General features: G+C 62.7%; 15 protein-coding genes. 6 read left to right on the forward strand and 9 right to left on the reverse strand.

Translation table 11 applies throughout. The features are described 5' to 3' along the window. Positions 1–127 precede the first annotated feature (127 nt). The 3 genes from ggt to V0R59_RS30315 form a co-directional block, all read right to left on the reverse strand. The gene (gene ggt / locus V0R59_RS30305; protein WP_330078203.1) at positions 128–1,795 is read right to left on the reverse strand and encodes a gamma-glutamyltransferase; all 1,668 of its coding nucleotides are present in this window, start codon (positions 1,793–1,795) and stop codon (positions 128–130) included. Between the two features lie 86 nt (positions 1,796–1,881). Then, positions 1,882–2,778 (reverse strand): LysR family transcriptional regulator, encoded by an 897-nt coding sequence (locus V0R59_RS30310; RefSeq protein ID WP_330078204.1) that lies wholly within the window; start codon positions 2,776–2,778, stop codon positions 1,882–1,884. Positions 2,779–2,844: 66 nt separating this feature from the next. After that, positions 2,845–3,435: an NAD(P)H-dependent oxidoreductase gene (locus V0R59_RS30315; protein ID WP_330078205.1), complete on the reverse strand. Its 591-nt coding sequence runs from the start codon at positions 3,433–3,435 to the stop codon at positions 2,845–2,847. A 192-nt stretch (positions 3,436–3,627) separates the two neighbouring features. On the opposite strand from V0R59_RS30315, the gene V0R59_RS30320 reads away from it, so the two are divergent. Continuing rightward, a complete protein-coding gene (locus V0R59_RS30320; RefSeq protein ID WP_330078206.1) occupies positions 3,628–3,942 on the forward strand; it encodes a putative quinol monooxygenase in 315 nt (104 codons plus the stop codon). Here V0R59_RS30320 and V0R59_RS30325 read toward each other — a convergent pair. Next, positions 3,932–4,696, reverse strand: coding sequence for a sulfite exporter TauE/SafE family protein (locus V0R59_RS30325; protein WP_330078207.1), 765 nt, complete (start codon positions 4,694–4,696; stop codon positions 3,932–3,934). The genes V0R59_RS30320 and V0R59_RS30325 overlap by 11 nt on opposite strands. Positions 4,697–4,802: 106 nt before the next feature. Between V0R59_RS30325 and V0R59_RS30330 the strand changes: the two genes are divergently transcribed. Then, entirely contained in the window at positions 4,803–5,690 is an 888-nt protein-coding gene (locus V0R59_RS30330) for a LysR family transcriptional regulator (RefSeq protein WP_330078208.1), read from the forward strand. Positions 5,691–5,774: 84 nt separating this feature from the next. After that, positions 5,775–6,119, forward strand: a complete 345-nt coding sequence (locus V0R59_RS30335; protein WP_042124881.1) for a cupin domain-containing protein — start codon at positions 5,775–5,777, stop codon at positions 6,117–6,119. 99 nt (positions 6,120–6,218) lie between these two features. On the opposite strand, the gene mmsB is transcribed toward V0R59_RS30335, so the two are convergent. Together mmsB and V0R59_RS30345 are read right to left on the reverse strand one after the other, a co-directional pair. After that, positions 6,219–7,106: a 3-hydroxyisobutyrate dehydrogenase gene (gene mmsB, locus V0R59_RS30340; RefSeq protein WP_330078209.1), complete on the reverse strand. Its 888-nt coding sequence runs from the start codon at positions 7,104–7,106 to the stop codon at positions 6,219–6,221. A 10-nt stretch (positions 7,107–7,116) separates the two neighbouring features. Then, positions 7,117–8,643 carry a CoA-acylating methylmalonate-semialdehyde dehydrogenase gene (locus V0R59_RS30345; RefSeq protein WP_330078210.1) on the reverse strand — a complete coding sequence of 509 codons (1,527 nt, stop codon included), beginning with the start codon at positions 8,641–8,643 and terminating at the stop codon, positions 7,117–7,119. Between the two features lie 125 nt (positions 8,644–8,768). Here V0R59_RS30345 and V0R59_RS30350 point away from each other — a divergent pair, with 125 nt between their 5' ends. The 3 genes from V0R59_RS30350 (at position 8,769) to V0R59_RS30360 (ending at position 11,932) form a co-directional block, all read left to right on the forward strand. Further along, positions 8,769–9,719 (forward strand): LysR family transcriptional regulator, encoded by a 951-nt coding sequence (locus tag V0R59_RS30350; RefSeq protein ID WP_330078211.1) that lies wholly within the window; start codon positions 8,769–8,771, stop codon positions 9,717–9,719. Positions 9,720–9,879: 160 nt separating this feature from the next. Next, complete coding sequence (locus tag V0R59_RS30355; RefSeq protein ID WP_330078212.1) at positions 9,880–11,631, forward strand: S-type pyocin domain-containing protein; 1,752 nt, start codon at positions 9,880–9,882, stop codon at positions 11,629–11,631. Beyond that, positions 11,612–11,932, forward strand: a complete 321-nt coding sequence (locus V0R59_RS30360) for a hypothetical protein (RefSeq protein ID WP_330078213.1) — start codon at positions 11,612–11,614, stop codon at positions 11,930–11,932. The genes V0R59_RS30355 and V0R59_RS30360 overlap by 20 nt, the downstream gene beginning before the upstream one ends. Before the next feature lie 119 nt (positions 11,933–12,051). On the opposite strand, the gene recD is transcribed toward V0R59_RS30360, so the two are convergent. The 3 genes from recD to recC are packed head-to-tail and all read right to left on the reverse strand — an operon-like array spanning position 12,052 to position 21,289. After that, positions 12,052–14,133 carry an exodeoxyribonuclease V subunit alpha gene (recD, locus tag V0R59_RS30365; RefSeq protein ID WP_330078214.1) on the reverse strand — a complete coding sequence of 694 codons (2,082 nt, stop codon included), beginning with the start codon at positions 14,131–14,133 and terminating at the stop codon, positions 12,052–12,054. Further along, the gene (gene recB / locus V0R59_RS30370) at positions 14,130–17,816 is read right to left on the reverse strand and encodes an exodeoxyribonuclease V subunit beta (protein WP_330078215.1); all 3,687 of its coding nucleotides are present in this window, start codon (positions 17,814–17,816) and stop codon (positions 14,130–14,132) included. Before recB ends, recD begins: the two co-directional genes overlap by 4 nt. Next, positions 17,813–21,289: an exodeoxyribonuclease V subunit gamma gene (gene recC / locus V0R59_RS30375; protein ID WP_330078216.1), complete on the reverse strand. Its 3,477-nt coding sequence runs from the start codon at positions 21,287–21,289 to the stop codon at positions 17,813–17,815. Before recC ends, recB begins: the two co-directional genes overlap by 4 nt. Positions 21,290–21,477: the final 188 nt, after the last annotated feature.

A 21,477-nucleotide genomic window follows, 5' to 3' on the forward strand; every position in this document is an offset into this window, starting at 1 on the left:
TTCGGGCCCCCCAAAATCCCACCCCGGCCCTGCCCGGGGGGGGGGGCCACCCCCGGCTTTGCCTCTTTTAAAACAACAACCCCCAGGGGGGACCCCCCCGCTCCCACAGGGTCCGCGTCCGATCACCCTACTTGACCACCTGCCCTACCCCTCTCCCGCGCGGATCCGAAGCCGTCTCAAGCTTTGTCCCGGTCACCCGGATCGCCTGGATGTCGCCCATCTCCCAACCCTGATCTTCCAGGGTATATCCCATCTGCTTCAGCTCCTTGGCCACCTCGCCGGTCAACGGCGCATAGGCATCGAAATAGATGGTGTCCTTGGGCAGCAACTGGTGATGCACGCGCTGCGCCGCGACGGCCTTTTCCAACGACAGGTTGTAGTCATACAGGTTGTTCAGCACCTGGAAGACCGAGGTGAAGATCCGCGACCCGCCCGGCGTGCCCAGCACCAGCGTGACATTGCCATCACGGGTCACCAGGCTCGGGCTCATCGACGACAGCATGCGCTTGCCCGGCTCGATGGCATTGGCATCGCCGCCGACCACGCCAAAGGCATTGGCCACCCCCGGCTTGGAACTGAAGTCATCCATCTCGTCGTTGAGCAGGAAGCCCGCGCCCTTGACCACCATGCCGCTGCCGTAGTCCCAGTTCAGGGTGTAGGTATTGCTCACCGCATTGCCCTGCTTGTCGACGATGGAGAAATGCGTGGTCTGATGCGGTTCCAGCCCCGGACGGACCTTCTCGGTCTCGGAGATCGCGGTCGGGTTGACCTCCTTGGCCCTGCGCGCCAGGTACTCCGGCGCGATCAACTCGTTCACCGGCACCTTGGCGAATGCCGGGTCGCCGAGGTAATCGGCGCGATCGGCGAACACGCGCTTCTCCACCTCAGCCAGCAGGTGGATATAGCGTGTCGAGTTCAGCTCGACGCCCTTGAAGTCCGCCGCACGCAGTTCCTTGATCCCCAGCAGCTGGGCCAGGGCGATGCCGCCAGAGCTGGGCAGCGGCGCGGTGTACACCACGTTGCCACGCCAGTCGATACGCAGCGGCTCGCGCCACACCGCCTTGTAGTCCTTGAGGTCGTCCTTGCTGATCAAACCGTTGCTGGCCTGCATCTGCGCCACCAGCAGGTCGGCGGTCTTGCCCTGGTAGAACTCGCTGACGCCCTTGTCGGCGATGCGTTCCAGCGTCTGCGCCAGTTCCGGCTGGGTGAAGGTCTCGCCGACCTTCATCTTGCCGAAGTAGTCGTTGAAGTTGGTTCTGTCCTTGAACAGGCCGAGGGCGTCCTCGCGGTACTGGTACTGCTTGGCGGCCACCTTGAAGCCGTTCTTCGCGTAACCCACTGCCGGGGTGATCAGCTCGGACCAGGGCAGCTTGCCGAACTTCCTGTGCGCTTCCCACAGGCCCATCACCGTACCCGGCACACCAGCGGCCCGGGCGCCGACCAGGCTGAGGTTCTCGATGACCTCGCCCTTCTCGTCCAGGTACATGTTGCGCGTGGCCGCCTTCGGCGCCACTTCGCGGTAGTCGAGGAAATAGGCCTTGCCGTCCATGTACAGGGTCATGAATCCGCCACCACCGATATTGCCGGCTTCGGGGTAGGTCACGGCGAGGGTGAAGGCCGTGGCCACCGCGGCATCCACCGCGTTGCCGCCCTTCTTGAGGATGTCGGCGGCCACCTGTGCGCCATATTGATCGGGTGCGGCGACCGCACCGCCTTCCAGCGTGACAGCGTAAGTGGTTGAGCTGGCGAGGATCGCTGCGGAGAAGCCCAAGGTGCGAAGCATTACAACGCGCATAGATACGTCCCTGGTTGTTGTTTTCGTTGAACACTCATTAAGGCCCATGAGGGAAGAGTTATCAAACGACGTGGGACATTTCCTTTTTAGCAGGCGTACATCGCCAGCTTGCGTTGCATGAAGTCGAGAAAGCACTGGATGCGCAGGGCCAGTTGCGAGTTGCGGTAGTACACCGCGTTGATCGGCTGGCGATAGCCGCTGTTGAAGTCATCCAGGACCACCTTGAGCTGGCCGCTGCGGATGTCTTCATGGGTCATGAAATGCGACAGGCAGGCAATGCCCTCGCCAGCCAGCGCCAGGGCGCGCACGGTCTCGCCGCTGGAAGAGGTGATGGCCGGCCGGATCAGCAGACGGTCGCCGTCGACATGGCGCAGCGGCCAGTTGTTGAGGGTATCGGTCTGGCTGAAGCCGAGCAGGGAATGGCCCGCTAGGTCTTCGACCCGCCTCGGCGTGCCGTGCCGCTCCAGGTAGGCCGGGCTCGCCAGCAGGTTCAGCGGGCTGCAGCCCAGCGAACGGGCATGCAGGGTGGAGTCGGCCAGTTCACCGATGCGGATCGCCACATCGGTGCTCTGCTCCAGCAGATCGATGATCAGGTCGCAAGCATTCAGTTCCAGCTCGATCTGCGGATACAGGGCACGGAACTCGCCGACCCAAGGCACGATGGCGTGCTGCATGAACGGCAACGCGGCGTTGATGCGCAGGCGACCCGAGGGTATCTGCTGGTGCCGGGACAGATGATCCTCGAGGTCGTCCATCTGCTCCAGGATCGACTTGGCCCGCTCGAAGAAGAACCGCCCTTCCTCGGTCAGGTCCATGCGTCGGGTGGTGCGGTTGATCAGCGTGGTGCCCAGCTTGCTTTCCAGGCGCGACAGCGTGCGGCTGATGGCCGAGGGCGTCTGCCCGCCCTGCTCGGCAGCGGCGGAAATCGAGCCGCACTCGATCACCGAGACGAACACCTGCAATTCATCGGACCTGGCTTTCACGGGACTACCTCACGACATCTGACGCGCAGATAGATAGCCCCTCGTCAGGCCCGACGCAAGGGCGCATCAAGCCTCGACGCCGAAAACCTTCGCCAGGTGCGCCTCGTAGGCGGCCACTGCGGCCGGCACGTCGGGACGCTTCATCACGTCGGTGGCGAGGAAAGTCGGCAGGCCGCTCATGCCAAGGAACTGGTTGGCCTTGTGGAACGGGAAGTACACCGCGTCGACGCCCTTGCCCTCGAAGAACTGACCGGGCTCGTCGAACGCTTCCTGTGGCGCGTTCCAGGTCAACGACAGCATGTACTGCTTGCCCTGGATCAGGCCGCCGTTGCCGTACTTCTTCGAACCGTCGGCGCGGGTACGGCCGTCACTGGCGTAGAGGCTGCCGTGGCCAGCGGTGAAGATCTCGTCGAGGTACTGCTTGACGGTCCACGGGGCACCCATCCACCAGCCGGGCATCTGGTAGATCACCACGTCGGCCCAGAGGATCTTCTCGACTTCTTGCTGGTTGTCGTAGCCACCGTCGATGTAGGTGGTCTTCACATCGAAACCGGCGCGGTCGAGGAACGCCAGCGCGGTGTCGTGCAGGGTTTCGTTCAGGCGGCCATCGGAATGGGCGAAGCGCTTGCCGCCGTTGAGCAACAGGACCTTTTTCATCATCTGCCTCGTGTGCATGCGGTCCTGGGCGGCGTATCACCGGGGGACCGGGGTAATGGGATGGCGGCAGATTAGTGAGCCGGGGACAGCGGAAAAACCCACGCGCGGGCAAAAAGCTTTTGATCAAAATGCACGAATCGACGATTGATTATTGAAATATGATTCGATCCCTCCCCCCAACGAGACGCCACCATGAGCGAACGCTACGGCTTCATCCTCAAAGCCAAGACCCGTCCGGAAAAAGCCGAGGACTTCGAGCGCCTGTTCCGTGCCTACGTCGAACCGAGTCGCGCCGAACCGGGCTGCATCGAGTACCACATGCTGCGCGACAAGACAGACCCGAGCCTGTTCATCTTCTACGAGATCTGGGCCAGCAAGGCCGCGCTCGACGTCCACTCGGCCCTGCCGCACATGCAGGCGTTTGCCGAGAAGCGCATGGACTACCTGGAACGCGACTTCGATATCCAGTTGATCGATATGCTCAGCGAGTCTTCGGCTAGCCGTTGATCATCAGGTGCGCGCCGAGCAGCGCCAGGCCGATGAAGAAGCAGCGCTTGAACAACTGCGCGCTGATGCGCTGGCGTAGCCACTGGCCGAACAGCATGCCGAGCAGCGCCGGCGCCAGCACCAGCAACGACCCCGCCAAGGCCTCGCCACCCAGCGCATCCTGCCCGGCCAGGCCGATGGCCAGGGCCACCGTTGACACCGTGAACGACAGGCCCAGGGCCTGGACCCGCTCGTCGCGGTCCAGGTCCAGCGCGCCCAGGTAGGGCACGGCGGGAATCACGAAGACACCGGTCGCCGCGGTGATCAGACCGGTCAAGCCACCGCACAGGGGGCCCAGCCATTTCTCCTGTCGCGGCTTCAAGCTGAATGGCGGTAGCCACAAGCCCACCAGCGCATACAACAGCAACGCCGCGCCCAGTGCGTGAGCCGCCCATGCGCCGCTGCTGATCCCCCACCAGACGCTGCCGGCCAGGGTGCCGAAGAAGATCATCGCCAGCATCGGCCACAACCGCCGCAACAGCCCTCGCAGATGCCCCCCGCTCGCCAGTTGCCAGACGTTGGTCAGGGTCGAGGGCACGATCAGCAGTACCGCAGCCTGTGCTGGAGACATAGCCAGACCCAGCAGGCCCATGGCGATGGTGGGCAGGCCGAGGCCGATCACGCCCTTGACCGCGCCGGCCAGGAGGAAAGTGAAGAGAACCAGCAGTGTCAGGGCCGGGCCGAGAGAATGGTAGAAGCTCAGGAAGGTCGTCATGGCGCTATGCTGCCTCGGGCAACGCATGCCGAAAATCTGTAATTTCAGCACTCTGCCTATTGCCCAGTGATAGGCTGGAACACTGCACTAGCCCAGATAGCCCGCCATGCACTTCGACCTGATCGACCTGCGCCTTTTCCTCCACACCGTGGAATGCGGCAATATCACCGCCGGCGCCCGACGCAGCCATCTGTCACTGCCAGCCGCCAGCGCGCGGATCCGGGCGATGGAGAGCTCGCTGGGTATCGCCTTGCTGGAGCGCAATCGCCGTGGGGTGCAGCCGACCCCGGCGGGCCAGGCGCTGGTCACCCATGCGCGGCAGATCGGCCAGCAGGTGGCGCGCCTGCAACTCGACCTGGCCCAGTACGCCAGCGGCCTGCATGGCCAGGTCCGTCTGCTGTGCAATACCGCCGCACTGACCGAGTACCTGCCGGAACTGCTCGCCAACTTCCTGCGCGAACGGCCACGGATCGATGTGGATATCCAGGAGTTGCCCAGCCTGCGCATCGTCCAGGCCCTCGGCCAGGGCATCGCCGACCTTGGCATCGTTTCCACCGCCGTGGCGACCGGCGACCTGCAGACCCGACCGTTCCGCGATGATCCGCTGGTGCTGATCATGGCCCCGGAGCATCCACTCGCCCTTGTGGATAACCCCGGCTTTCCCCGCTCCCTCGAACACGGCTACGTCGGTCTGGGCGCCAGCAGCGCCCTCGCCCTTCATCTTGAAGAACAGGCACTGCACCTCGGCCGGCGCATGCAGGTCAGGGTGCGCGCCGAAGGCTTCGACGGGGTGATTCGCATGGTCGCCCATGGTGCCGGGCTGGGCATCGTGCCGCTGGCCGCTGTGCGGCGCTGGCAGGGACTGTTGCCACTGCGCAGCGTGGCCTTGCCGGACGCCTGGGCGCAACGCCGATTGCTGCTGTGCGCGCGGGGTTTCGCGGCGTTGCCGGAGCAGGCCCTGGCCTTGCTGGAGGCATTGGCGCCGCGCGTTTAGACAACTGGACGTCGAACACAGGCAATTGCCCGACGGACCGCCTCGCTAGGCTGCGGACTCTTTTATCTGTCTGACGGAGCCCACATGAGCAAGCCAATCGTCGTCCTTCGCGATACCCACCCGCTGCCGGTACTCGACGCCTGCAAATGGGAAAAACTGGCGGGCGACCCGCACACCGTCAACCTCAACGCCTACACCAGCGAAGACGGCAGCAAGATCATGGGCACCTGGATCTGCACCCCAGGCAAATGGCGGGTGAACTACGAGAAATGGGAGTACTGCCACTTCCAGGAAGGCTATTGCGTGATCACCCCTGATGGCCAGGAGCCGATTCACCTGCGGGCGGGGGATATCTTCATCGTCGAGCCGGGGATGAAGGGCACCTGGGAAGTGGTGGAGACGGTGCGCAAGTATTTCGTTTTTGCTTGATTCACTCGAACGTGTGGGAGCGGGTTCACCCGCGATTGCGGTAGTGAACCTATCGACGTCATCGCGGGTGAACCCGCTCCCACAAAGACAGCATTCCAATCACTCCGGCTTGCGGTAACTCTCCACAATCGCCGAGAAGTCCTTCCCGCCATCCCCCCGCAAGCTCATCGCCTGATACAGCTGCTGCGCCACCGCCCCGAGTATCACCGGCTGGTGCGCCTGCTTCGCCGCCTCGGTCGCCAGACCCAGGTCCTTGAGCATCAGTTCCGCACCAAAGCCACCGGTATAGCCCCGCGACGCCGGCGCCGTCTCGATGATGCCCGGCCACGGGTTGTAGGTGTCGGAACTCCAGCAGCGCCCGGTCGAACTGTTGATGATCCCCGCCAGCACCTTGGTGTCGATCCCCAGTGCATTGCCCAAGGCCATGGCCTCGGACACACCGACCATGGAAATCCCCAGCAGCAGGTTGTTGCAGATCTTGGCGATCTGCCCGGTGCCGACGTCACCGCAGTGCACGATATTGCGGCCCATCTGCGCCAGTACCGGTTGCAGGGTGGCGAACAGTGCATCGCTGCCGCCGACCATGAAGGTCAGGGTGCCCGCTGCCGCGCCACCAGTGCCTCCCGACACCGGCGCATCGCCCATGTCGACGCCCTGCTTCTTCGCCGCCGCGCTGACGTCGCGGGCGGTCTGCGGGTCGATGGTGCTGCAGTCCACCACCGGCGTACCGGCGCGCACGCCGGTCAGCACACCGTTTTCGCCGAGGTACACGCTGCGGACATGAGCCGCCGCAGGAAGCATGGTGATCACAAGTTCGGCGTTGCTCGCCGCATCCCGCGGCGAGTCGCTGATATGGCCACCGAGCTCGGCAAGCTCGGCGAGGATGGTGGTGTTGAGGTCGAACAGGTTGAGGCTGTGGCCGGCCTTGATCAGGTTGCGCGCCATCGGCGCGCCCATGTTGCCCAGCCCCACGAATGCGATACGCATGATCAACTCCTTAGCGCAGGCTGATGGTGGTGTTCACACCGTCGTTGACGCTGTCGTCGTCGAACCAGCGGGCGGTGACGGTCTTGGTCTGAGTGTAGAACTGCACCACCTGCTTGCCGTAGGGACCGAGGTCGCCAAGCTTGGAACCGCGGGAACCGGTGAAGCTGAAGAATGGCACCGGTACCGGGATCGGGATGTTGATGCCGACCTGGCCGACGTCGATCTCCGCCTGGAACTTGCGTGCCGCCGCACCACTCTGGGTGAACAGGCCGGTGCCGTTGCCGAAGGGATTGCGGTTGACCAGGGCGATGGCTTCGTCGAGGGTGTCGACCTCCAGCACCACCAGCACCGGGCCGAAGATTTCCTGGGTGTAGATCTGCATGTCGGTGGTCACCCCGGAGAACAGGGTCGGGCCGACGAAGTTGCCGTTCTCGTAGCCCGGCACCTTCACGTCGCGGCCATCCAGCTCCAGCTTGGCGCCTTCGCGGATACCGCTTTCGATCAGGCCCAGCACGCGCTCCTTGGCACGCTTGGAAATCACCGGGCCGACGTCGGTGCCCGGCTCGTTGCCAGCGTTCACCTTCAGTTTCGACGCGAGGGCTTTCAGCTCCGGCAGCCACTCGCGGGCCTTGCCCACCAGCACCGCCACCGAGGTGGCCATGCAGCGCTGGCCGGCGGCGCCAAACGCAGCGCCCGCAAGGGCGTTGAGGGTCTGCTCGCGGTTGGCGTCAGGCAGGACCACGGCGTGGTTCTTCGCGCCCATCATCGACTGCACGCGCTTGCCGTGCTGGCCGGCGAGGTTGTAGACGTGGGTACCCACTTCGGTCGAGCCGACGAAGGAAATCGCCTTGATATCGGCATGGGTGCAGATCGCATCCACCACCTGCTTGCCACCGTGCACCACGTTCAGCACGCCCGCCGGAACACCGGCCTCGATGGCCAGCTCCACCAGCATCATGGTCGACAGTGGGTCCTGCTCGGACGGCTTGAGCACGAAGGTATTGCCGCAGACGATGGCCATCGGGAACATCCACAACGGGATCATCGCCGGGAAGTTGAACGGGGTGATGCCGGCACAGACGCCGATCGGCTGGCGCAGGGTGTAGGTGTCGACACCGCCAGCGACGTTCTCGGCGAACTCGCCCATCTGCAGGGTGCCGATGCTACAGGCATGCTCCACCACTTCCAGGCCGCGGAAGATGTCGCCCTCGGCGTCGGCGATGGTCTTGCCCTGCTCGGCGCTGAGGGTCACGGCGATGCGCTTGGAATGTTCGCGGATCAGCGCCTGCAGACGCAGCATGATGCGCATGCGCGCGCCGATCGGCGTGTCTTTCCAGGTCTTGAAGGCGCGCTGGGCGGCAGCCACGGCAGCGTCCACTTCTTCGGCGGTGGCAAAGGGTACCCGCGCCAGTACTTCCTGGGTGGCCGGGTTGACGATGTCGCGCCATTCGCTGGTTTTCGACTCGACCCACTGACCGTCGATCAGCAGGCGGACCTGGTCGACCTTGGTCTGACCGGGGGTGTGGGGTGCGTTCATGAGGCTTCTCCTGGACATTGTTGTTAGCGAGAGAATGGCCGCCCTGTCAGGACTTGGGGCCTGGGCTGTTTTCGAGTATAGATGTGCAAACTTCTAACAAGAACGCACATAAAAACCGGTCCAACATGCAAAAAAACATCACTTCCCTGGGGTCGTTGAACTGGGACGACTTGAAGTTCTTTCTTGAGGTGGCGCGGACCCGCAAGGCCAGCAGCGCGGCCAAGCGCCTGGGTGTCGACTACACCACGGTGTCGCGGCGGATCAGCTCGCTGGAGCAGGCGCTGGGCACCTTGCTGTTCGAAAAGTCGCGGACCAGCGGCTTCGTCCTGACCGCCGAGGGCCAGCGCCTGCTGAGCTATGCGGAGTCGATCGAAAGCACGCTGCATATCGCGTGCGAGCAGGTGTCCGGCTCCGGGGTGGCCTTGTCCGGGCATGTGCGCATGGGCTGTACCGAAGGGTTCGGCAGCTTCTTCATCACCCCGCAATTGAGCCATTTCGTCGATACCTATCCGGCGATCTCGGTGGATATCCTGCCGCTGCCGCACTTCATCAGCCTGTCCAAGCGCGAGGCGGATATCGTCATCGCCCTGGAGCGGCCGGAGCATGGGCCTTACGTGTGCTGCAAGCTGTGCGACTACCGGCTGCGGCTGTATGCGACCCAGGAGTATCTGGATCACCATGCGCCGATCCGACAGGTCAGCGATCTGGGCGAGCATCCATTCATCAGCTACGTGGATGACCTCGCGTTCAGTTCGGAGCTGCTGTACCTGAACAACCTGCTGCCCAATGCCAGTGCGCATCTGCGCAGTACCAGCGTGATCGCGCAGTTCGTGGCAGCGCAGCAAGGAAGGGGATTGGCGATCCTGCCGTGCTTCCTGGCGGCGCAGGATCCGCGGCTGGTGGCGGTGTTGCCGGAAGAGGTGGAGATTACCCGGCAGTTCTGGATGTACTGCCGGGAGGATCTGCGCAAGTTGAAGCGGATTACCTTGTTGTGGGATTACATTCGGGATGTGACGGAGCGGAACATGGCGTTGCTGATGGGGGAATCTACAACTACAAGTTTCAAAAACGACTGAATCCGAACGGGATTCAAGAGACTTTGAAGTCAGAAAAATCTTTAACTTTCTAGCGAAAACCAGCCGAAACCAAAAGTAACCACTTCAAGTTTGAAATTCAATTAATCCCGGATAACTCTTCGAAGCCCGAGCGCAGCCGAATTTCAACCTGGAGCACTCCATGAGCATCTTTTGGCCAAACGAACAAGAAATACTACACCTGCGATTTGCAAACACCAGTCCTTTCCCTAAAAACTTCGAAGAACTGCTTGCATGGAACGGCGAGATTCCGATCTCCACGCCGATCGATATAATAAAAACCGCACTAAAACCAAATGGATATTATTCTTACGCCATCGCAGAAAAACTTGCCTACGATGCACAAAAGCAAATCAAGGATTTCTTCAAACACTACAATCCAGATTTCACCCACTTCTTTTCGAACGAGTACTCGCAGACAACCATCGACTCGACAGGCGCACTTGACAAGGCCCTTAAAGCAAAAGCAACAACAATCATACTAAAGCATAAAATCCTCAGAAATCCGTCGTGGAGCCACATAGACCACTACTTCAACGTTGATGCGATTACACTGGATGACGAGATGCAGGTCGCCTTGTTCGCATCAGATATCCAATCTGATGAAGAGGTAGGAGGATACGGTATCGGAAGAGGGCGGCAGGTATACGAAAACTATCTACTAGCCCTTACCACGTCTCAAATAAGTCTCATCCTGAAAAAATCATTACTTTTTATCGATGAAAAATATATTGAGTCGAACTCAGAAATTTTTTCCGCCCAGATAGTCGAAAATACAACTGCTACTATTAAGCACAGCGGAACAATAAAAATACCTGCATCGTCCAGGGCCCAACTCAGCGCCAGTGCCGGAGTCATCGTTGCGGGTGGCGCCGCTGGCATCAGTTTTGAAACTGCCCTTTATAGCGGTATTCGGTATCTACAGCCGCTTGCCGAGGCCGCCCTAAGCAGAGTAGCTGCTGTCGGAATAGGCACATTGCTATATTCACCGTCTCTAGGAAACGGCGAACGCTATCCGGCTACAGCGCTGGCAATACCGCTAAGCGAACTGGATACCACCGCATGGGATCTCGAGGAAAAAGCAGCACAGCAAGGTGCCGTTGAACTTCGCCGTCGAATCTTCGAGGGCAACAAGAACTACTCGATCGTTTCGACACCGGCCAATGGTCTTGTGCCATCAGAGGTTGCTGTTCGGGCCCTCACCTACAATGCAGAAACGAATAGCTTTTTCTCTCTATCCCATCATTCTCCACCGATCGCATTTGTTTTCCCCTCATCATTCCCCGGCGATAGCTCTACTGAGCTTCCCGTTACCCCGATAGAACGCCCCATCTACTCAGGCGTAACCTTGTCACCTATTGAAATCACAGCGGAAACACTGCCGACCACCGACCCACTGGACTTTAGGGACTGTATCTACTGCTTTCCAGCGGAAACCGGCCTACCCCCGATCTATGTTGTGTTCAATCGACCCTACGGCGCTACGACTCAAGGCGTTCACAGCGGTCGGTGGTATGACCCGGAAAAAGCCGGAGGTCCCACCCTGGAACTAGACTGGCGACAAGCCTCGATAACCCAGCAGGGGATTGACCTCGTTAAATTGCACACCCGGCGTTTCGGAAAATCGGCGGCCAACAACGTGATGATCAGTCGATTGGAAAAAATACTAAATGGAGAACTAACACCTGAAGCCATTGACAAAAAATTCTACACTCATGAAATAAGGGAGCTTGAACGCTACAGATCACTTAACGTACCAGACGGCTTCTTGCCGCAAGATGACGGGGCCATCTGGAACAACACCCACACTGCCACACTCGAAGATTACAAGTTAAAAGATTCCAGTGATCTCTTCTATACTACCGAGGCAAAAAATGCAGAATACGACCAATGACTCAAAAAACCAGCCAGAGGAAAACCAAATGCATGTGCTGGAGAGAATTATCCGCCATGAGCCCCCCGTGGAAGTGATACTTCTTCTGACAAGGAGTACTGACGGTATATCTCTTCCTCGACTTGATCGATTTTACAGCATGGCAAACTGGCCCCATGTGAAGCACAACCTCGGTCTGTTCGAGGTACTTGATGCCATGCAAAAAGCTAGCTTGATCGAACAGTCCGGCCTACAGATCACAAAAGGCCCCCTTTGGAGGGAGGCGACATTCATGGCTGAGAAGAAATACTCACTGGAATGAATGCCTAGGCGCAAAGGCGGTTCCCGCCCATATTTGCGCCTAGGGATGGTCTGAACTAGCCGGGATCGAAATTACGCATTCTGCCAAATCTGGAAGTCCTTTTCAGAGTTTCCCTGGCTTTAAACACGCTCCAGCATCAACCCCGAGATCCGCTTCACCTTGCGCTCCACCGCCTCTTCCAACACCCCGGCCCGCGGCTCGACCAGGCTGAACCAGTCCTTGGCCCGGGTGATCCCGGTGTAGATCAGCTCCTTGGTCAGCACCGGGTTCAACGCATCCGGCAGCACCAGCGCGGTGTGGGCGAACTCCGAGCCCTGGGATTTGTGCACGGTCATGGCGTACACCGTTTCCACCTCGCTCAAGCGGCTCGGCAGGACGAAGCGCACACCGCCTCGCCCATCGTTGCGGGGGAAGGCAACCCGCAGAGGCGCCAGTTCGGACTGGCCATCCGGAATGCGCAGGGCAATGCCGATATCGCCGTTCATCAGGTTCAGGCCGTAGTCGTTGCGGGTCACCAATACCGGTCGCCCTTCGTACCACGGTTGGTCGCCTTCGATCAGCCCGGCCTGGGTCAGCACCCGGCCGACCCGCTGGTTCAGCCCTTCGACACCCCATGGCCCCTTGCGCACGGCACAGAGCAACTGGAAACGCTCGAAGGCTTGCAGCACGGTCATCGCCCATTCGCTCCAGCACGGATCGTCGGTGCTGCGCCCAACGGGCGGACGGCCCTGGCGGATGGCATGCAGGTAATCGCGATAGCCCAGTGGCCCCTCTGGTCCCAGACCATGACCATCCAGTACCAGGCGGTCCAGGGCGCGGTCCTGCTCGCCGCGCAGGCTCAGTCCGAACACATCGTTGTAGTCACCTTCGCGCAGCAAGGCCCGCGCCTGCGCAGAGGCCTGGCGGTTGACCAGGCGCGCCAGCTGGCCGATCCCGCTGCCCTCGCCAAAACGTCGCGAGCGGCGCAGCATCACCACCTGCTGGGCGAGCGGATGGCGTTCGCTGTCACCCGGTTCCAGTCCGCTCGCAGCCAGCGACTCGCCGCTGGCCTGTTCCAGCCAGGCCTGGGTTTCCGGACTGTAGCGTCCTTCCTCCGCATCCCTGCACAGGTCGCCGAGCACAGCCCCCGCCTCCACCGAAGCCAGCTGGTCCTTGTCGCCCAGGAGGATCAGGCGAGCGCTTTGCGGCATGGCGGCAAGCAGGTTGGCCATCATTTCCAGGTCGATCATCGACGCCTCGTCCACCACCAGCACATCCAGCGGCAGCGGGTTGCCGGCGTTATGGCGGAAGTGCCGCGAGTTGGGCCGGCTACCCAGCAGACGGTGCACCGTGGAGACGTCGCTGGGGATCTGCTCGCGCACGGCTGCGCTGACCGTCAGCTTCTCGACCTGCTGGCCGATGGACTCGGTCAGGCGCGCCGCTGCCTTGCCGGTGGGCGCCGCAAGACGAATGCGCAGCGGTCGCCCCGCCTCCACCGCAGGCGCCTGCAGCAACGCCAGCAGGCGCACGACCGTGGTGGTCTTGCCCGTGCCAGGGCCGCCAGTGATGATGCTGAACGCGCCACGGGTAGCCAGGGCACAGGCGAGTTTCTGCCAGTCGATCTGCCCGGCTTCGGCGCCTTCGCGGAACAGGTTGTCGAGGCGCGCACGCAGGTCGACGGGGGTAGGCTCGGCCTGCTGCAGGCGCTGGCGCAGGGCGCTGTCGACCTGTCGTTCGTAGGTCCAGTAGCGACGCAGGTACAGCCGGCCTTCGCTGAGAACCAGAGGACGCGCCAGGGCCTGTGGATCGTCAGCGGCGGCAACCAGTGTGCTGGCGCGCAGGTGTTGCAGCCAGGTGTCTGCGGTCAGGCGCTCCAGCAGTTGCGAGGGCAGCAGCAAGGGCCCGGCCATAGCATCGCCCTCAGGCGGCAAGGACAGCGCGAAATCCGGCTCGGCAAGGGTCTTCTGCAGGTCGAGGCAGACATGTCCATGTCCCAGTTGGTGACTGGCCAGCGCGGCGGCCAGCAGTACCAGGGAATCGCCATCGGGCTCGCGCTCACGCAGGAAACCGGTAAAGGCGCGGTCCAGTGCCCGCAGCCAGCCGCGCTCGACCCAGCGATCGAGCAGGGCCAGCAGGTCGTTGCTGTCGTTCAGCGGATCCAGGGCGGCGAGGTGTTCGGCATCCAGCGGGGTCGGCAGCAGGTCGTCGAAAGTGCGGATCATGGTGCGTCTCCAAACAGGTCCTGTTGCACGACTGCCGGTACGCCACGGAACAGCGCGTCGAGTTGTTCGATCAAGGCCCGCGGCGGCTTGACGAAGTACAAGCCCCGGGTTGGCGCATGGGCACCGCGCAGGAAGATGTACAGCGCGCCGCCGACATGCCGGTCGTAGTCGTAGTCGGGCAGCCGCGCGCGCAGTTGGCGATGCAGGGCCAGCAGGTAGAGCACGTATTGCAGGTCGTAGCGGTGTTCGAGGATCGCCGCTTCCATGGCCACGTCGCCGTAGGCCAGGTCATCGGGACCGAGCCAGTTGGACTTGTAGTCCGCCACGTAGTAACGCCCATCGTGCTCGAAGGCGAGGTCGATGAAGCCCTTGAACATGCCGTTGAGCAACGCCGCCTGCGCCGCCGGACGCGAGGCGCCCTGGTGGGTGTACTCGGCCACCAGGCGGTCCAGGCGCAGCACGTCGACCCGATGGCTGGCGAACCAGAACTCCATCTCGATCTGGTACTGGCTCAGTGCTCCGAGCGCAACCGAGGCGCCGTTGCCCAGTGGCAGCGGTGCTTGCAGCAAGTGCTGCAACCAGTGGCTCAGGGTGTTGATCCAGCCCTTCCAGTCGCGACGATTGCAGCGCTGGGCGACGGTGTCATGCAGCAACTGCGGTGCCGCGGCAACCCGTTCGAAACCCTGCTGCCCGGCCCACTCCAAAAGGCCATGAAGGAAGGTGCCGGGGTTCGGGCCACGAGGGAAACGGTGGATATCGCCAGCAGTCGCAGCCACTTCACGCAGGGCGTTGGGATCAGGGCGCTCGTCGTCCAGCAGTTGCTGGGCCTGGGCCACGTCGGCGTCCAGCTCCAGGGCTGCCTCGCCGATGCGCAAGGCACTGTAGGAAGCGATCCACCAGTTTTCCGCAGCGCGCCGTTTCGGTTCACGCACGGCGAGCAACTCGGCGCGCTGGCGCGGTGGCACATAGACCTGGTCATCTGCCTCGGGAGGCGGTTCGCTACTGATGGACGTGCAACCATTTTTCAGTTCGTCGATCCAGCCGGACAACCCCGTGGAGTCCGCCAGCGGCTCGCCACCACCGAGCAGATAGCCCAGCGCGCTGCGGTGCAGCAGCGACTCCTTGCCGGTGCCGCGCTTGAGGTCGGCGACACCCAGCCAGCAGGCATGCCTGGCGCGAGTCAGGGCTACGTAGAACAGGCGCAGGTCCTCGGCCAGACGCTCGTCGTCGGCCATGGCGATCTGCTGCTCGGTGGGGCTCAAGGTCAGGTGTGCCTTGCCGGACTCATCATGCCAGCCCAGTGGCAGGCGCTTGCCATCGACCGGCTTGACGGTGCAGATGAAGGGCAGGAACACGAGTTCGTATTCCAGGCCCTTGGACTTGTGGATGGTCACCACCTTGACCAGTTGTTCGTCGCTTTCCAGGCGCAGGATCTGCTCTTCGCCGGCCTGTCCGGAAGCCGCAAGGTGCTCGCCGAGATGGCGGATCAGAGCCTGTTCACCGTCCAGCTCGGTGGCAGCCTGCTGCAGCAGTTCCGCCAGATGCAGCAGGTTGGTCAGTACGCGCTCGCCATCACTGCGGCCCATCAACACGTTGGGCAGGTCGAAGTCGTGCAGCAGGCGCCGCAACATCGGCAGGACACCCTGGAGGCGCCAGATCAGCCGGTACTGGCGGAACTGCATGACGCGGTTCTCCCAGCGCATCTCGTCTTCGTTGAGCTGCGCCAGGGCGCGCAACGGCTGGCCTAGCGTGCTGCTGGCCAAGGCGGCCTTGAGCAGGCGCTCGCTGTCAGGCTCGGCGCAGGCCTTGAGCCAGGCCAGCAGGTCGCGGGCTTCCTGGGCGGCGAAGACCGAGTCCTTGTCCGACAGGTAGACGCTGCGCACTCCCCGAGCCGCCAGTTCGGCACGGACCAACTGCGCCTCCCGTCCGTCACGCACGAGGATGGCGATATCCGACGGCATGCAGCCACGCAGGGTGCCATCCGCCTGGAGGAAGCCGGCAGTGCCCTGTTCACCGCCATTGAGCAGTTGAACAATCCGGGTCGCGCACCCGACGGCCATCTGCTGGCGGTACAGCGCGTTGGACAGTGGCGCATCGCTGGCCTGGAGCCAGAGGTTCAAGGCCGACACGGGCTGGCCGTTGACCTGCAGCTGTTCCTTGTGGCCACGGGCTTTCACCGCGACGAAAGGCACCGGGTTTTCACCCCGCGAATCACGGAACAGGAAGGCTCCCCGCCCTTTCTCGCGCTGCTCGGCCTGGAGGAAGACGTGATTGACCGCCGTCACCATCGGCTGGGTCGAACGGAAGTTGGTGTCCAGGCTGTGCAAACGGCCGGTGGTGGCTCGCCGCGCACCGAGGTAGGTGAAGATGTCGGCACCGCGGAAGGCATAGATTGCCTGCTTGGGGTCGCCGATCAGGAACAGGCCGGTGTCGCGGGCATTCTCCTCGATGCGGTAGATGCATTCGAAGATGCGGTACTGCACCGGGTCGGTATCCTGGAATTCGTCGATCAGGGCGACCGGAAACTGTTCGCGGATCAGTCCGGCCAGACGTTCGCCAGCGGCACCGCCCAGGGCATGATCGAGGCGCTGGAGCATGTCGTCGAAGCCCATTTCCGCGCGGCGACGCTTCTCCTGTTCGAAGCGCTGCGACACCCAGGTGGCGGCATGTTCGAGCAGTTGCGCATCCGGAGTGGGCAGCGCCTGCAATTGTTCGCGCAGGCCGACCATGGCATCCAGCGCCGGGTGGCTCGGCGGCTCGCCTTTCCAGGCCTCGGCCATGCCCTCGGGAGTAAAGCGAGTGAAGCCGGTACCAATGTCCAGCCCCTGCGCCTGCTCATCCTCGGCCCAGGCGCAGAGCTTGTCGCACCAAGGCTTGAAATAGCGCTCCTGCATCTTGCTGCCATTGACCTGCTTGGCGGCCACCGCGTCGCGGCACAGTTGCAGCAGCTCTTGCGACCACTGCACCCAGGGCGCTTTCAGGTTGCGGAGTTGATCAGCGCGTTGACGCAGGACCTCGGCGATGACCTCCGACGGCTCCAGCGTCTGTGCCTCGCCGGCATGCCGGCCGAACAGCGCGCGCACCCGTGGCAACAGGGCATCCGGGCTGCCCCAGTTTTCCCGCACCCAGGCCAGCGCCTCGCCTTGCATGCCGTAGCAGAAGCGTCGCCAGTAGTCGCGCATGACCTGGCCGAGCAGTTCGCTGTGATCGGTCTCCAGGGTCTGGGTGAACAGGCTGCCGCTGTCGAAGGCATGCTCGCGCAACATCCTCTGACACCAGCTGTGGATGGTCGAGACGGCGGCCTCGTCCATCCACTGCGCAGCCACTTCGAGGCGGTTGGCGCAGGCCAGCCAGGTGTCCGTCGGATAGTCGTCACGCAACTGCGTCAGCAGCGGGTCGGCCTCGGCCAGATCACCGCGGAAGAAGCGAGCGGCCTCGGCGAGACGGGTACGGATCCGTTCGCGCAGCTCCTTGGTGGCCGCGTCGGTAAAGGTCACCACGAGGATCTGCGGCGGAAGAAGTTCGCGACCGAAGCCCTGTTCGCCGCCATGGCCAAGCACCAGGCGCAGGTACAACGCGGAGATGGTGAAGGTCTTGCCGGTACCGGCGCTCGCCTCGATCAACTGGCTGCCGTGCAGCGGGAAGCTCAACGCCAGGGGCATTTGCTTGATGGCTTCGCTCATGGACGTGCCTCCTCGTTGGCCAAGGTCTGCCATTGGGCTTCGAACATGGGCTTGTAAAGGGCTTCGCACCAGCCCTCGAATTCTTCGCTGGCAGTGAGCTCGGCGAAATCGCTGAATTGCCGCGCCAGGGCCACGCTCTCGCTGCGCTCGCCTTCGCGCTGGCCGTCGCCGTCATAGGCCTTGGCCGCATCGGCGAGGGCCTTGTCCGGGTCCTTGCCGGCCAGCCAGGCAAAGGCGGTCTTGATCGCCACTGGCAGCGGCGCGTTCATGCCGGCCTGGCGCGAGACCAGCAAATGGCTGAGCAGCTCCGTAGCGTTGTCCTGGTCGAGGGGAGCCAGCATCAGGGTGACGTCGGTGGCGACCACGGCACTGTGCAGACGATGGCCAACGGCGCAGGCCGCCAGGTGCATCACCCAGGTGGCGGTGAGGCGATGCCATTTCAGCGAACGGCCGCTGCTGATGTTGTTGGGCAAGGTGGTGATGCTCAGCAGTTCCTGGTCAGCGCGTTGCTGGACACGACCGAGCCAGCCTTCGAGCCTGAGCTCGCCGGTTTCGAAACGGATGGGCAGGGCGCTATCTATACGGGTCGGCCACTGTTGCAGCAATTGGCGGTGACGCTGGAGGAGGTCCGGCAGCGGTTCGATCAGCTCGTCCCGCAGGCAATCGCCAAAGCCGGCCAGTGGCAACAGGCCGCTGCCTTGCAGGCGACGGGCCTGGATGCGCAACGCAGCATCGCTCTGCTCGGTATCTACCAGGGCCGCACCGAGCAAGCTTTCGCTCAGGTTGTAGCGCTGACGGGCGTCGAGCACGAAGGGTTCGTCGTCAGCCAGCGGGGCTTGCACGGATTCGAAGAATACTTTCAGACGCTGGGTGAAGAAATGCCGTACCGGGTGCCGGAGAAAGTCCTGGAGTAGCGCCAGGGTCAGCGGCTCGTCGGCCTGATAGCGGTCCAGGCGCTCCTCCGTGTTTTCGGTTGCCTCGTCCGGCAGGTGCAGGCTGCGCCACTCGCGGGCATAGCTGAACAGGTCGCTGCCACGGTGGAAGTAGCGAGCGCTGAAGGGTTGCAGCGGGTGCTCGGTGGTGAGCCGTTCCAGCAGTTGTTCGCCAGCATCGTGCTTGCTGTCCGTGGAAGCGCCCTTGAGTCGCCAGCCGGCAGCGAGGTGGTCGCGCAACTGGCCGATCAACACGGAGGCCGGGCGCTCGCTGTTATCACGGATACTGCGGCCGACCCAACTGACGTAGAGCTGGGCGCGGGCGGACAGTACCGCCTCCAGCAACAGGTAACGGTCGTCTTCGCGGCGCGAGCGGTCACCGGGTCGGTAGTCACTGCCCATCAGGTCGAAGTCCAGGGGCGGCTGCGCCCGAGGATAGTCGCCATCGTTCATGCCCAGCAGGCAGACCACCTTGAACGGGATCGCGCGCATCGGCATCAGGGTGCAGAAGTTCACCGAACCAGCGAGGAAACGCTGGGACAGGCGGCCTTGATCGAGCCCCGCGAGCCAGGCCTCGCGAACCACCGTCAAGGGCAGGAGGTCTTGCAGACCGACCGACTCGCAGGTCTGCAGCCAGTCGTCACAGAGGGTCTGCAATTGCACCAGCAGATAATCGTCGTGCTCGTTTTCGGCGAGGAAGAACACTTGCAACAGCGCGTTAAGACGCTCCCCCCAACGCACTGTAGGAGCAGGCAGGGACAGTTCGGCATGGGCCACTTCGAGGGCATCGAGCAGCGAAACCAGCGGACCAATCAAGGCGGCATCGAGGCCGCCGATTTCGTCGTAAGGGACGATGCCTTCGCAGCTGTCGCCAGTACCGACCGCATAGCCAAGAAGCATGCGCCGCAGGCCGAAACGCCAGCTGTTCTGTTCCAGGTCGTCCGGCAGGCCGAGGGTCGCGCGTTGCTCGGCATTCAGCCCCCAACGCACGCCGGCACCTTCGAGCCAGCGGTGCAGGGTCGGCAGGTCGCTTTCCTTGATGGCGAAGCGGGCACGCAGGGCCGGTACGTCGAGCAGGTCGAGGATCTCGCTGACGGGGAAACGGCTATCGGGAAGCTTGAGCAGATGCTCCAGTGCGATCAGCAATGGATCGCGGCCGCGCTGCCCCTGGTCAGTCAGGGTGAAGGGAATGAAACGAGTGTCGCCACGGTCGAGCTGGCCAAACACTGCACGGATATGCGGAGCGTAGGCATTGATATCCGGCACCATGACGATCACATCGCGGGGACGTAGTCCGGGATCGGTGCTGAAACGGGCGAGCAACTGGTCGTGGAGGATTTCCACTTCGCGCTGGGCACTGTGGGCTATGTGGAAGCGCACGGAAGGGTCTTTCTTCGGGTCGACCTCCGGCCACAGTTCGCGGGTTTCGCCGAGTGGACGCAATTCGAGGATATCGTCCTGGAGCTGGCCGAGCAGGTGTTGGGGCTGGTCCTCGCTGAACAGGTCGATGCGGCCATCGCTGAACGCGGTGCGATAACTGGCGGGGTCGTCGTAGCTGTCGAGCAGGTTGATGTAGTCACGGCCCTGCTTGCCCCAGGCGGCCAACAGCGGATGGGCGTGCTGGTGCAGGCTTTCGGCGTCGATCGGGGTGGTCATGCCGTTCTTGCGTTGCTGGCGCTTGTATTGGTGACGCAGGAGGTCCTTGTCGGCAACGATATCGGCCCAGTGATGGCGACATGGGTTGTGCACGCAGAGCAGCACCTGGCTGAATCGCGCCAGGCCGGCGAGGGCTTCCAGTGCCTGGGCCGGCAACGAGGAAATACCGAAGACAATGACCCTCGATGGGAGGCCGGGAGGTGCCTGTTCCAGGCCATTGATGCGCTCGATGAAACGCTGGTGAACACCCGCACGGCTCTGCGCCATCCCGGCTTCACCAACGTCCAGTAGCAATGCGCGCCATAGCTCCGCCTGCCAGCAGTTGGCAGGCGACAACGGACGGGATTCGTTACGGGCTTTGATCAGTACATGGCGCCCCATGGCCCACTCTTTCAGCCAGTCGGCGCGGTAGACCTGGTATTGGTCGAACAGGTCAGCCAGGCGCTCGGCCAGTTGGTAGCGCTTGCGCAGGTCACTGTCATCGAGGAGGAAGCGTTGCAAGGGTTCGAAGTGCGGCTGGTGGATCAATTCGGGCAGCAGGCGCATCAGGCGCCAGGTCAGGGGGGCCTTGTCGAGCAGGGAGGTTTCCGGGATTTCCTCACGCCCCAGCACCTTGCGGTACAGCTGCCACATGAAGCTGCCGGGCAGTTGGACCTCGATCGCTGCGGCGATGCCGCTGCCGCCCATGTCGTCTTCTTCGGGGTCTTCGGCGAGGGCCAGCTTCAGCCATTGGGCAATGCCGTTGCTCTGCACCAGGACGATTTCGTTTTCCAGCGGCGCCAGTGGATATCGCCGCATCCAGCTCACCACCAGGCTGCGCAGTTCGTCCAGACGGTTGCCGTGGACGACCATGAATCCTGGGAGAAGGGGGCTGGCATGCGACATGGGACGTCCCTGAGCAGTCGTGAAAGTGAAGGGAACATAGCATGGAGGTCGTTCCCGGGGCATGGGCGCATTTATTTCGACCCATGAAAGACAAAACCCCTACCTGCTTAAGCAGATAGGGGTTTCGGAATTTAATCTTGACGATGACCTACTCTCACATGGAGAAGCTCCACACTACCATCGGCGAT

The sequence above is a fragment of the Pseudomonas ulcerans genome (genome assembly GCF_036324125.1).
In the GTDB taxonomy this organism is placed as follows: domain Bacteria; phylum Pseudomonadota; class Gammaproteobacteria; order Pseudomonadales; family Pseudomonadaceae; genus Aquipseudomonas; species Aquipseudomonas ulcerans.

Excerpts from the sequence above, each read along its gene's own strand:
- ggt (WP_330078203.1), bottom strand. The coding sequence starts at position 1,795 with ATGCGCGTTGTAATGCTTCGCACCTTGGGCTTCTCCGCAGCGATCCTC.
- V0R59_RS30315 (WP_330078205.1), bottom strand. The coding sequence starts at position 3,435 with ATGAAAAAGGTCCTGTTGCTCAACGGCGGCAAGCGCTTCGCCCATTCC.
- V0R59_RS30320 (WP_330078206.1), top strand. The coding sequence starts at position 3,628 with ATGAGCGAACGCTACGGCTTCATCCTCAAAGCCAAGACCCGTCCGGAA.
- V0R59_RS30325 (WP_330078207.1), bottom strand. The coding sequence starts at position 4,696 with ATGACGACCTTCCTGAGCTTCTACCATTCTCTCGGCCCGGCCCTGACA.
- V0R59_RS30330 (WP_330078208.1), top strand. The coding sequence starts at position 4,803 with ATGCACTTCGACCTGATCGACCTGCGCCTTTTCCTCCACACCGTGGAA.
- V0R59_RS30335 (WP_042124881.1), top strand. The coding sequence starts at position 5,775 with ATGAGCAAGCCAATCGTCGTCCTTCGCGATACCCACCCGCTGCCGGTA.
- mmsB (WP_330078209.1), bottom strand. The coding sequence starts at position 7,106 with ATGCGTATCGCATTCGTGGGGCTGGGCAACATGGGCGCGCCGATGGCG.
- V0R59_RS30345 (WP_330078210.1), bottom strand. The coding sequence starts at position 8,643 with ATGAACGCACCCCACACCCCCGGTCAGACCAAGGTCGACCAGGTCCGC.
- V0R59_RS30350 (WP_330078211.1), top strand. The coding sequence starts at position 8,769 with ATGCAAAAAAACATCACTTCCCTGGGGTCGTTGAACTGGGACGACTTG.
- V0R59_RS30355 (WP_330078212.1), top strand. The coding sequence starts at position 9,880 with ATGAGCATCTTTTGGCCAAACGAACAAGAAATACTACACCTGCGATTT.
- V0R59_RS30360 (WP_330078213.1), top strand. The coding sequence starts at position 11,612 with ATGCAGAATACGACCAATGACTCAAAAAACCAGCCAGAGGAAAACCAA.
- recD (WP_330078214.1), bottom strand. The coding sequence starts at position 14,133 with ATGATCCGCACTTTCGACGACCTGCTGCCGACCCCGCTGGATGCCGAA.
- recB (WP_330078215.1), bottom strand. The coding sequence starts at position 17,816 with ATGAGCGAAGCCATCAAGCAAATGCCCCTGGCGTTGAGCTTCCCGCTG.
- recC (WP_330078216.1), bottom strand. The coding sequence starts at position 21,289 with ATGTCGCATGCCAGCCCCCTTCTCCCAGGATTCATGGTCGTCCACGGC.